The following is an 11,950-nucleotide window of genomic DNA, read 5'->3' as shown; positions in this document are numbered from 1 at the left end:
CACATCATCCCAGAAACCCTAGGTGGAAAGGATGAATACAAAAACCTCCAACTTCTCCATAGACATTGCCACGATGTAAAGACTGCCACCGATGGTAGCCTCGGTACTTATGACAAAGGCCAAGTTGTTGAGTCCCCGGATGAGGTGAAAGTCTCAAGTCCGGTTTTGGAGACGAGTAGTTCTGGTGACGGAATTGCTTAGTTTAACTTTGAGGAGCGAAAACTGGAAGGGGGGCGATCGCGGCGTCACCCGGAAGGCAAGTCAGAGAGACTCGCCATCCCGGGAGAACCGGAAGGGATGTATCCCCGCTCGTGGATCCATCGACGACTCCTTCAACCTTCCGCCGACTTTTTGCCAACGTGTTAAGAACTTTAACCAAATGTAGAGAGTTGTAGAGAAAGTTGAAGTTAGATTTCGCCCTTGCTCCGAGAGGTCAAACATCGGGAGGATCTGGCTAAAAGAAATGTGACCAACTTGTTAAGAAAATATTAATGAGTTGACAGTTTCTCCGGGTTCGTTTACAATAGAAAATGAGTTGGAAAATAAAAAGCAACTCAACCCGTTGGTTTGGCAAAGAGAACCGACAAATAACAAGCATTCAGACAAGAAAAGCTGGGATCGACTATGTTTGTGCCCAATGAGAGTAGAGAAACTCAAGAGGCCATTGGTTCCCGAGCAATTCCGATGAAATCTATCAAAAGGAGGATGGCAAATGAGTACCATCACTCAACAGAGACCTGAATTCAATATTGCCAGTTTATGGGATCGATTTTGCGACTGGATTACCAGTACGGAAAATCGGATTTATATCGGTTGGTTTGGCGTGCTGATGATTCCGACGTTATTAGCCGCTGCCACCTGTTTTATCATCGCCTTTATTGCCGCTCCAGGCGTAGATATGGAGGGGATTCGCGAACCGATCGCCGGTTCGATTTTAGCCGGAAACAATCCGATTACCGCTGGGGTGGTACCCACTTCTGCAGCCGTGGGCTTGCACTTATATCCAATTTGGGATGCGGCGAATATCAACGAATGGCTGTATAACGGCGGTCCGTATCAGTTCATCGTGCTGCACTTCTTGATTGGGGTATGGTGCTACCTGGGACGACTGTGGGAACTGAGCTATCGGTTAGGAATGCGTCCGTGGATTGCGATCGCCTATTCGGCCCCGGCGGCGGCGGCGACGGCAATTTTCCTAATTTATCCCATCGGTCAAGGAAGCTTTTCCGAAGGCATGCCCCTGGGAATTTCCGGCACCTTCCACTATATGTTAGGCTTCCAAGCGGATCATAGTATTCTGATGCATCCGTTCCACATGCTGGGTGTTGCCGGGATTTTTGGCGGTGCCTTACTCAGTTCCTTGCACGGTTCCTTAGTGGCTTCTACCTTAGTTCGAGAAACCACCTATTTAGAATCGACCAATCATGGATATAAATTCGGCCAAGAAGAAACCACCTACAACCTGTTTGCGGGACACTACGGCTTCTTAGGTCGCTTAACGATTCCGGAATGGGGTTTGAAAAATAGCCGTTCGATCCACTTCTTAATTGCGGCATTACCGACGATTGGGATTTGGTTTGCGACCCTCGGCATTGGCGTGATGTCCTTTAACTTAAATGGGTTTAACTTCAATCACTCCATTCTCGATAGTGCCGGTCATACGATCCGCACCGATGCCGATATTCTGAATCGAGCGAATCTAGGCATCCAAGCGATGCACGAACCGAACGCACACAATTTCCCCCTGATTCTCGCCGGTGGTGAATCCGTGCCAGTAAGCTTCGATGTTCCTTCGATTTCTAGCGTAGAAAGTTAGAGTTATCTCAGCAAGAGTTGAATGAAAAGCGTTCCTTTGATAGGGACGCTTTTTTTGGTTTGAAGAACGAACGGGGGGTATTGGGCGATCGCAGATGGGGGGATAGGGAAGGGGAGTTTCTGCAAGGAGTGGTGACGGAACTCAGGGGGTTGAGGAATCTCGGACAAGAAAAGGGTGAAGCGAGGAGTTTGCAGGAGTGGTTTGTGATAATTAATACAATATAACCGCTTAATTGTTTGGATACTAAGACCTGCTGGCAAGTGACAAAAAGATGAACAACCCGGATGAGTTAAGACCATTAAGGGATCCCTTTGAAACGGTGGGATTACCATCGCAAGCGTTGCTAGAGGATTTGCATCGCAAGTATCGCGATTTGGACGAGGGGAAAGTGGCGGATTTTCTCCCGGAATTGGCGCAAGCGAATCCCAATTGGTTCGGGATCTGTGTGGTGACGGTAGATGGAAAGGTTTACGAGGTGGGGGATAGCGATCGCCTGTTTTCGGTTCAGTCGATCTCGAAACCGTTCGTGTACGGACAAGCTCTAGAAGACTGGGGCCAAGAGTATGTGTTAACTAAAGTCGGGGTGGAACCAACCGGGGAAGCGTACAATTCGATTTTAGAGCATGAGGAAATTGCCGAGCGCGATTACAATCCAATGGTGAATGCGGGGGCGATCGCCACTACCAGTTTGATTAAGGGGAAAACCCTCGGCGATCGCAAAGCGCGGTTGTTGGAGATGTTTGCCCGGTATGTGGGTCGCCCGGTAGACATCGATCCGAGGGTTTATACCTCGAAGAATCACAACAATAACCTGAATCGGGCAATGGCATATTTGATGCTGACTTTTGGCACGATTGAGGGAGATATTGAGGAGGTTCTGGATTTATATTGTTACCAATGTTCCCTCTCGGTTCACTGCAAAGACTTGGCGGTGATGGCGGCAACATTGGCGAATGGCGGTGAGAATCCCCTGACGAAAGAGCGGGCGATCGCCCCCGAGTCGGTGAAAAACCTGCTCAGCGTCATGTACACCTGCGGGATGTACGACTTTTCCGGACAGTGGGCGTATCAGGTGGGGTTGCCCGCCAAAAGCGGTCTGGCGGGGGCAATTTTGGCAGTGGTGCCGAATAAAATGGGGATTGCGGTGTTTTCGCCGCCCCTGAACGAGCGCAATAAGAGCGTGCGCGGGGTGAAAGTGTGCGAGGAACTCTCGTACCAGTTGAATCTGCATATTTTTCAGGGAATTTCTCGGGAGTCGCCGAGTGAATTGCAAGGGAGTGCAGATGCTGAGGAAATCCCCAGCGATCGCTTGGTGTCCGAGTACATGCGGAGTGGTTCCCCCTCACCGGCAGAAAGCGAAGCAACCCTGAAAGAGGCTGAGGCGATGGAGCGCCTACAGTTAGTGAGTTCTCCATTTCAGGAGTTTTTGAAAGCGCTACATGAGAAATATCTGCCCCTGCGCGACGGTCGCATCTATGTGAGCGAACCGGGTTTGGTGGATATCGAGCGCGATTGGTTTGGCATTTGTGCGGTGACGGTGGAGGGGGATATTTATGCCGTGGGCGATTTCGAGCGGCCTTTTTTGATTCAGTCTATCTCCAAGGTGTTTGTGTACGGGATGGCCCTGGAGGATCGCGGTCGCGATTACGTGCTGAGTAAAGTGGATGTGGAACCCACCGGAGACGCTTACGATTCTATTCTGAAGGTGGAGGAACGTTCCAAGCGACCTTACAATCCGATGGTCAACGCCGGTGCGCTCGCTACCAGCAGCTTGATTCATGGCGGTGGCCCCGCTCAACGGCTGATTCGCGTGCTGCAAATGTATAAAAAGTATGTCGGCCATGAAGTGTTTGTGGATACCCCAACCTTGGTTTCCGAACAAACCTGCGGCGATCGCTCTTGGGCCACCGCTTACCTGCTGCGACATTTCGGAATGCTCGAAGGCGACCTCCGTCAAACCCTCGACCTCTACCTAGAACACTGTTCTGCTATTGTGAACGCTCGCGATTTGGCCATGATGGGCGCAACCCTTGCCAACACCGGCATCAACCCTCTTACAGGGACAAGAGCAATTAAAGCCCAATACGTGCGAGATTTGCTGAGCGTTATGTGTACTTGCGGCATGTATGATTTTGCCGGGGAATGGATGTATAAAGTAGGAATTCCGGCAAAAAGTGGCGTCGGTGGCGGCATTATTGCTGTGGTTCCCGGACAGATGGGAATTGCCGTTTTCTCCCCTCCGTTAGACAAACGCGGCAATAGCGTGCGCGGGATTAAAGTGTTTCAGGAACTTTCCGAGCGCTTTGGGCTGCATATTTTCGATCCCCTCACCTCGATTGATATGTTGCGAAAGTGGACGCGAAAATAACCCCCCTACATCCCTGCGGTTATCGAAACTCCGCCTGCATCCGCAGGCGCTTTATTTTGCTTTTCCAACCTGCGCTAGGAGGAATTTTCCACTCTACACGTGAGTGTCATTGCGATCGCGATCGCCACCTGCTTTTTCCCCGAGAAACTATGGGCAAACAATAGCTATAATAGGGGTAAAAGAATGACAAAGCGAGGGATAATATGAAAGCGATCGATGTTGGATCTTGGCCGGCTAACCTGTCTTTGAGACGGGAGGACATGTATGAATAATGGCTCCAAAGCCGTGTTTCTCGATACCAATATTTTGGTCTATGCCAGTATTCCCGAAATGTCCAGGATTTTAATCTAATGTCCAAGATTTTAATCGATTTTCCCAGTTGATTCCCGTCGTCCCCCCGATCGCACCGGGCGAGGGATAAAAGTCTTGCCCGGAGGTGTGAGGGAGACCCTTGCACCTTCAACCGCATTTTCAAACTGCGATCGGGTAAAATGAGTCAAGTAGAACCTTTCAATCCAGTAGCGAATCTTTCGCCGAAACTTGGGTGAGGGAGTCTTTGTCAACGGCATCGGCGATCGCCTCCATCACTCCTCAAAAATGCCCCAGAAAACGCGACTATTATGGAAGAACTATTCGACCTGAAACAAAAGCTCCTGCAAGGCGACATAAAAGGCTCCTTAGCTATTGTTGAAGAACTCGAAGAAATGGGACTCAAAGACATCATCAAGACGATTCGCAGCTATGCCGTCATTCTGCTGCTGCATCTGATTAAACAGCAAGCCGAAAATCGAACGACTCGTTCTTGGGAGGTCTCGATTCGCAATTCAGTGCGGGAAATTCAACGAGAAAACAAACGCCGGAAAGCGGGAGGTTATTATTTAACCGATGACGAGTTGCTAGAAACTCTGGAAGAAGCCTATCTAAATGCAATTGATGAAGCCTCTTTAGAAGTGCAAGAGGGACGCTATGAAAGCCACGAATTAGAACAAATGGTTAATCGAGAAGAAATCATCCATCGCGCCCTCGGGTTAATTATGCCAGAGCGATCGGAATAAATCAAGACCGCGATGAAACCGAGGCAAAATATTTTACAAAAACTGTAAGGTGGTGTGGGAGTCCTGAATAAATCAAGACGGCGATAAAACCGAGCAAAAATATTTTATAATAGTGGAGGAATAGAAGAGTCGAGAAACTGATGGGTCGCACACCGACAATTACCTTTGACCGAGGCACCTTGTTGCTACATCCACCACCGCGAGGCAAAGCTTGGATTGACTTTGCTACCTGGGACGATCGCGTGGAAAAGTTCCGCATTCCGGCAATTTACTATCGTCCCTTGATCGAAGCGCTGAGAGCGGAAAACAGCGATTTTATCGACGAGGCGAAAGGGTTTGAACCCCTAGAATTGGTTCCCAGGGTTGAAATGCCACCCTATCCGCACCAGCAGGAAGCACTAACGGCGTGGAAGCATGGGGGGCGTTGGGGAGTGGTGGTGTTGCCCACGGCGGCGGGAAAAACCTATTTGGCGCAATTGGCAATGCAGGCGACCCCGCGCACTACCCTAATCGTGGTGCCGACACTGGATTTGATGCATCAGTGGTACGCTCACTTAGATGCGGCATTTCCCGATGTAGAGGTAGGATTGTTAGGTGGAGGGTCGCGGGATAAAAGCCCGATTTTGGTAGCTACGTATGACAGTGCCGCGATTCATGCAGAAACCTTGGGCAATCGCTATGCTTTCATCGTGTTTGACGAGTGCCATCACTTGCCCACAGATTTTAATCGCGCGATCGCCGAATACTCCATCGCCCCCTATCGACTGGGTTTGACCGCTACGCCAGAGCGCTCCGATGGCAGACATGCGGATCTCAATGGGTTAATCGGTCCACAAGTATATCGCAAAACGGCAGAGGAACTGGCAGGCGGCGCACTAGCAGACCATGAAATCGTCCAAATTAAGGTGAAGCTCTCCAAAATAGAGCGCGATCGCTACAATCAATTAATGACAACCCGCAACGATTTTTTAAACGCCTCAAAAATCTCCCTTCGTGGCATTAAAGGGTGGCAAAAATTCGTCAGAGCTTCCGCGCGATCGCAGGCGGGCCGACGCGCCATGTTAGCACACCGAGAAGCCAAAGAAATCGCCCTGGGGACCGATGGTAAAATGCGCGTTCTCGCCGACTTACTCGCCCAACATTACCCCGAGCGACTCTTAATCTTTACCGCAGATAATGCCACGGTTTATCGCATTTCTCAAGACTTTTTAATTCCCGCCCTCACCCATCAAACGCCGGTGAAAGAACGGCATGAAATTCTCCAACGGTTTAAAAGTGGAGAATACAACACCATAGTCGCTTCTCATGTCTTAAATGAAGGCGTAGACGTCCCCGATGCCCGCGTGGCCATTTTGCTCTCGGGCACTGGTTCGGCACGGGAGTACATTCAACGCTTAGGAAGGCTTTTGCGAAAAGGAACCGACAAAAATAAACGGGCAATTTTGTATGAAGTGGTTGCCGAAGATACGGCAGAAGAAGGTACATCAAAGCGCAGACGCGCCGCCACAAAACGACCCAAACCGCAAAAACAAAAGCCCGTGAAAAAGCCGCAGCGCAAATCTGCGAATCTGGAGGTTTTACCGGGTTCATCTTCCCCCAGTTTACCGCCGCAAAAACCGATTTATGGGGTGGAAAAACGCAGCAGCAAACGCGCTGCGGAGTCAGGGAAAAAATGGAACGATTCGGAGTCTAAATATCGGGAGAATCCGGAAGGAGATAGAAGTCAGGAGAATCAAGAGGAGGGAACAACCCCAAAGGATTCTGAGTCTAATTCTAAACCGGATCGAACCTAGGGGTTAAAATAATGATGAAATTTTCTCGATTGTCGCTAATTAGCAGTGGGTTAGCAGGCATTGTTGCGATCGCCGCTTTCACGCCCATCAGCAGTGCGGTGCGCGGTCAAGAACCGATTGACTGTGCCTTGGAACAAGCTCAAATGGTGGATAGCCAATTGTTTGAATTGCGCGATCGCCTGCAACAAACTGCCAATGCTGGTAACATAGAAGAAGCTGCCGAATTACTCAGTCAAGGGTTGCGCTTGATGCAGCGGTTGCCCAATGATGGGAATAAAGCGAGTATATTCGCCGAACTCGTCAATGGGTTCCAGGGTCAACCGAGTTTGGTGGAACAAACTGTCACTCAATTTGTGGCAACGGGACAACCCGAGAAAGCGCCTGCTGTGCTGGCATATGCCTTGCAGGTGGCGCAAGGTTTAGATGCAGAACATAGCGTTGTGAAAACGCGCTCCTTAGCGGCGATCGCCGGCTGGTACGCCCAAATGGGAGAGGGCGATCGCGCTGCGGATATACTCTCACAAGCTCGGCAAAGCGAAATTGGCATTCGCGGGAGCGAGTTTAAAGCCAAAGCACTCAGCGAAATTGCCCGCGCTTATATTGCGATCGCTCGATTTGAATCGGCGTCTGAAATCCTCTTTGAATCTTTGCGACAAGCGCAGTTGGTGAATTATCCCAATTCCTTTCGCAAAGCCTCGGTTTTCCAACCAATTGCGGTTTATTTTGCCAAAATTGGAGAATTTGAGCGGGCACTGGAGATTGCCAGAGATATTGCAGATGAGAATTATCAAAGCGAGACTTATGCCGAAATTGCCCTGGAATGTGCCAAGCAAGGAAAGCTGAAATCCGCCTTACAAATTGCCGAAGCGATCGCACTTGTCGATCGAAAAGCCGATGCCCTCGCCGAGATTGCCGATGCAGGGCAAAAAGCCGGAGAATCGGATGAGAAAATAGGGGATATTTTGGCAAGGGGGCTACAGGTTGCCCAAACTATTGAAGATAGTCACACCCAAAGCAGGGCGATCGCGAAAATTGCCCTGCAATATGCCAAATCCGGATACCGCGATCGGGCAGTGACTCTCACCGAATCGATAAATTTTGCCGATATCAAAGCAAAAAACCTGGGGAAAATTGCCGTTTTTTATGCTAAAATAGGAGAACGCCAGAAAGCCCTTCAACTGGCGATTAATGCCCTCGAATCAGTGGCTGCTATTTCAGACAGTTATCAGCAATCATTTCTGCTCCAGGAGATAGTTCCCGAATACTTGAAGTGGCAACTGTACCCAGCGGCGATTCAGGGGGCGCAACAGATAGAATCGGTGGAGAGACAAAGAATCCTGTTGCAAGAAATTGCTATCAACGCCGCAGAAAATGGGGAATATAATATCGCCGTGGAAGCTGCTGAAATCCTACCGAGTAACTTAGCTGCACTGGCGGTTGAGTATCAAAATGGCGGGGAAACCCAACGGGCTGGCGAGTTATTGCAGCAAGGAATAGAAACAGCAAATGCCCTGGAATTGCCCGATGCAAAATTCGACCTACTGGCGGCGATCGCCCTCGCATATGCCCAAATCGGACAGCCAACCAAAGCCGAAGAATTATTTTCCCAAGCCCTAGAGTTTGCCAAAAACAATGTAGGGGACGGTTCGTATATTTGGACAACCGTTTTTCAGCGCTATTTGCAAGCCAAAGAATACGATTTGGCCGAGAGAATTGCCAAATCAATAGCAGATAAATCGTTTCAAGATACAGCGTTAAGAGAGTTGGTCACAACTTATTTAGCAGCAGGCGAAGAAGCGGCTGCATTTCGAGCGATGGAGGCGTTTGCACAACCGCAGCCAAAGGTGAGGCTGTTGTTAGATATTGCCGATAACGCGATTCGATCTGGGAAAACAAATCGGGCGTTAGACATGTTGGATATTGCTTTTCAAGTGGCGCGCAGGGTTCCCGGTCCGGAATCGAATATGTTGGTGTTTAAAGTGCAGATGGATGCTGAGGGGAATATCTTGCAATCCACCGAGATAGAAGATCCGGAAGACCGAGGGAGCTTTTATGAGGAAATTGCCCTCAAATATGCACGACTCGGACGGGATAACCGCGCCTTGGAAGTCGCTGCAGCGTTAGAAGAAACCGCCACCCGCGATCGCTTGCGCCAGCGACTAAGCTGTTATCGGTAAAATCGGCGATCGGGGAATTTTATAAAAATTTCAGCCCAGGTGATTGCCTGGGCTGAGTTTATTCGCTATCTTAGGAAAGAGAAACCTTTAACGCAAATCGGATTATGGTTCATCAGGATTACATCACCCTTGCAACCGAGGGTAACGGCGATATGCACGACGTCACCGATTCCGTGAATACAATTGTCAAAAAATCCGGCATTCAAGTTGGAATGGTTAATATTTTTAATATTGGCAGTACCGCCGCGATCGGTACGATTGAATTTGAACCCGGACTGCAGCAAGACCTGCCGGAAATTCTCAATAAACTGATTCCCCCCAGTCGAGATTACGGTCACGAACAAACCTGGCATGATGGGAATGGACATTCCCACTTACAAGGCACCTGGTTGGGACCTTCGCTTACCGTACCCGTACAAAATGGGAAGTTAGAGTTAGGCACCTGGCAACAAATTTTTCACCTTGAATGCGATGTAAAACCCAGGAATCGCAAAATCAAGGTGACGATTTATGGAGAATAGCGGCAATTATAAGTTGCAGTAATTTAGCAAAGCCCGCCTGCGCGGGCTAATTTAAACGGGAATTAATGAGGAAAAAGTATGTTACCATCCGACTTGCTCAGTTACCGCCAAAATGGGGAAACAATTGTTCCGAAACGATTGGATATAAATCGCACAAATCTGGCGATCGCTGCTGAATTGATAGACTGTTTTCAACAAGCCCAAGGGCGCACCCAAGGCGAACTCGATCGCCAATTACAAGACATCGAAGGCGAGGGAACCGACTACCGCATCAAACGCGGACTCGCCCACATTCTCAAAAGCAACTTAAGCACCTTTGAAGTGGTTTCGCCTCTCGATCCGATCGCATTGCGCCAGCGCGTTTTTACTCAGTCCGCGCAAACCGTCCCCAGCACATCATCCACCCAACGTACCCTGGAAAAACTCGCCACCGAACTCAGCCAAGAATTAGAACGAGAAGTCATTCCCGCCCAGATACAAGCCGGAATTTATGCCGATCTAAACGAGAATAAAATCCTCACCGAATTTGACGCGCCGACGCCCGAAGCGCTGCTGCATCGGTATAATCTCTCCCAAGTGCAAGGCGTATTTTATCGCGCCACGCACATCCAAATCAACGCCCATCGCAACGATCCTGGTGAGTATAAACTGTTATTTCGCTATTTAAAATTATTTCAACTGATGGCCTACATCGAAGGCGACGCCGATCGCGGCTTTACCATCACCATTGATGGTCCTACTAGCTTGTTTAAACCCAGTACCCGTTACGGATTGGCCCTGGCTAAAATGCTCCCTGCATTGCTGCATGTCACCAAATGGAGTTTGCACGCCACCTTGCAAAGTCGCGATACTTATACGGGGAACTGGAAAACTGGACGATTTAGCCTCAATTCCGATTGTGGATTAGTCAGTCACTATCCTCCCGGCAAACCTTATGATAGCATGTTAGAAGCTTCCTTTGCCAAGCGCTGGGCATCCACAAAAACCGAGTGGAAATTAGAACGCGAAGTGGATTTAATTCCAATTCCCGGTAGCGTCATTATTCCCGATTTTCGCTTAGTTCATCCCGACGGACGCACCTATTTACTCGAAATTGTCGGCTATTGGCGTTCCGAGTATTTGCAAAAGAAATTCGCCCAAGCCAGAAAAGCACAACGCCACGATTTAATCTTAGCCGTTTCCGAACGGTTAAACTTGGAAAAAGCTGGGGTCAATGTCAAAACTGTTTCCGTACCCATTGTTTGGTTTAAAGAAAAGTTGCAACCGAAGCAGGTGTTAGCCGTTTTGGAGGACTAAAAAGCGTTGCGCCTGACGCGCCACGAATCACTTTTTTGTAGTTTAGAGTTATTGATTTTTAAATGTCATGGTATCGGATAATACGAACTTACAAATTATGGAATTGCCCGAGGTGAAACATCCGGATTTTGAAGGAGCTTTGCAAATCTATTTACATGCTTTTCCAGCTAGCGAAAGACAACCGACAGCAGTAGTTAAAAACCGACTTAAAAAGCAGCTTTACCAATGGCTAATCGGCAAACTGGAAAACAAAGTGGTTTGCATTGCGTTGTTATACCCTTTGAAAAATACTGACTTTGTATTGCTGGACTATCTGGGAACTGACAAAGCCTACCGAGGTCGAGGAATTGGCGGTCAATTCATGGGAGAAATTTTACAAAACCTGGCGAATATTAACAAATACTTACTCATTGAAGTCGAGCATCCCGCTTCTGGAGAAAATCAAACAGACAGAAAAAGGCGGGTGAAGTTCTATCAACGACTAGGGGCAAAAATTCTCAAAAATGTCCCCTATCAATTGCCTCCTTTCTCGGGAAATGTGTCGATAGAGATGCTATTAATGATGCTGCCCGAGTACCCCGGAGGCCAATTACCGGGCAGTCTGGTGAAACAACTCATTCAGCAGATATATGGGGAAGTTTACGATCGCGACGCGGGAGATGCGCTGTTAAAGTCTTTTATTCATCAGGTTCCGGATTCTGTGGAGTTAATTTAAACGGGATATCCTGCTTCAACTGGCAACAGCGATCGCTCCTAACTCATTTCAATACTTCTCTATTAAATATGGTACAATTAACATGGTTCTTAAGCAAACAGAAGTACGATAGAGTATAGGCCATTTCAACCCAATCGCTATGGCTTATGATAACTTGTGCAAATTTCTGGCAGAAAAATACCCAGAGCGCTTTGCTGCTTGGATACTGG

The 11,950-nt window shown here is 48.7% G+C and carries 10 protein-coding genes; 9 read left to right on the top strand and 1 reads right to left on the bottom strand.

All coding sequences use genetic code 11. From position 1 onward, the window contains the following. The 3 genes from LKK83_RS24845 to glsA all read left to right on the top strand — a co-directional run. The coding region (locus LKK83_RS24845) for an HNH endonuclease (RefSeq protein WP_324634120.1) at nt 1–201 on the top strand (201 nt) is incomplete at its 5' end. Nucleotides 202–712: 511 nt separating this feature from the next. Further along, nucleotides 713–1,816 (top strand): photosystem II q(b) protein, encoded by a 1,104-nt coding sequence (gene psbA / locus LKK83_RS24840; RefSeq protein WP_324634119.1) that lies wholly within the window; start codon nt 713–715, stop codon nt 1,814–1,816. Nucleotides 1,817–2,135: 319 nt separating this feature from the next. Then, nucleotides 2,136–4,184 carry a glutaminase A gene (gene glsA, locus LKK83_RS24835; RefSeq protein WP_324634118.1) on the top strand — a complete coding sequence of 683 codons (2,049 nt, stop codon included), beginning with the start codon at nt 2,136–2,138 and terminating at the stop codon, nt 4,182–4,184. A gap of 362 nt (nt 4,185–4,546) precedes the next feature. On the opposite strand, the gene LKK83_RS24830 is transcribed toward glsA, so the two are convergent. Then, nucleotides 4,547–4,753 (bottom strand): hypothetical protein, encoded by a 207-nt coding sequence (locus tag LKK83_RS24830; protein WP_324634117.1) that lies wholly within the window; start codon nt 4,751–4,753, stop codon nt 4,547–4,549. 51 nt (nt 4,754–4,804) lie between these two features. On the opposite strand from LKK83_RS24830, the gene LKK83_RS24825 reads away from it, so the two are divergent. The 6 genes from LKK83_RS24825 (at nt 4,805) to LKK83_RS24800 (ending at nt 11,741) form a co-directional block, all read left to right on the top strand. Beyond that, the gene (locus LKK83_RS24825) at nt 4,805–5,239 is read left to right on the top strand and encodes a DUF29 family protein (protein ID WP_324634116.1); all 435 of its coding nucleotides are present in this window, start codon (nt 4,805–4,807) and stop codon (nt 5,237–5,239) included. A gap of 140 nt (nt 5,240–5,379) precedes the next feature. Continuing rightward, nucleotides 5,380–7,032: a DEAD/DEAH box helicase gene (locus tag LKK83_RS24820; protein ID WP_324634115.1), complete on the top strand. Its 1,653-nt coding sequence runs from the start codon at nt 5,380–5,382 to the stop codon at nt 7,030–7,032. Between the two features lie 11 nt (nt 7,033–7,043). Next, nucleotides 7,044–9,209, top strand: a complete 2,166-nt coding sequence (locus LKK83_RS24815) for a tetratricopeptide repeat protein (RefSeq protein ID WP_324634114.1) — start codon at nt 7,044–7,046, stop codon at nt 9,207–9,209. 104 nt (nt 9,210–9,313) lie between these two features. Then, nucleotides 9,314–9,730: a secondary thiamine-phosphate synthase enzyme YjbQ gene (locus LKK83_RS24810; protein WP_324634113.1), complete on the top strand. Its 417-nt coding sequence runs from the start codon at nt 9,314–9,316 to the stop codon at nt 9,728–9,730. A 78-nt stretch (nt 9,731–9,808) separates the two neighbouring features. Then, the gene (locus tag LKK83_RS24805; protein WP_324634112.1) at nt 9,809–11,026 is read left to right on the top strand and encodes a DUF790 family protein; all 1,218 of its coding nucleotides are present in this window, start codon (nt 9,809–9,811) and stop codon (nt 11,024–11,026) included. 67 nt (nt 11,027–11,093) lie between these two features. Then, nucleotides 11,094–11,741, top strand: coding sequence for a GNAT family N-acetyltransferase (locus LKK83_RS24800; protein ID WP_324634111.1), 648 nt, complete (start codon nt 11,094–11,096; stop codon nt 11,739–11,741). Nucleotides 11,742–11,950: the final 209 nt, after the last annotated feature.

Source organism: Phormidium sp. CCY1219 (genome assembly GCF_035615515.1).
Classification (GTDB): Bacteria; Cyanobacteriota; Cyanobacteriia; order Cyanobacteriales; family Laspinemataceae; genus CCY1219.
Note: the sequence above shows the minus strand (reverse complement) of the source record. Positions and strands in the feature narration are given on the sequence as shown.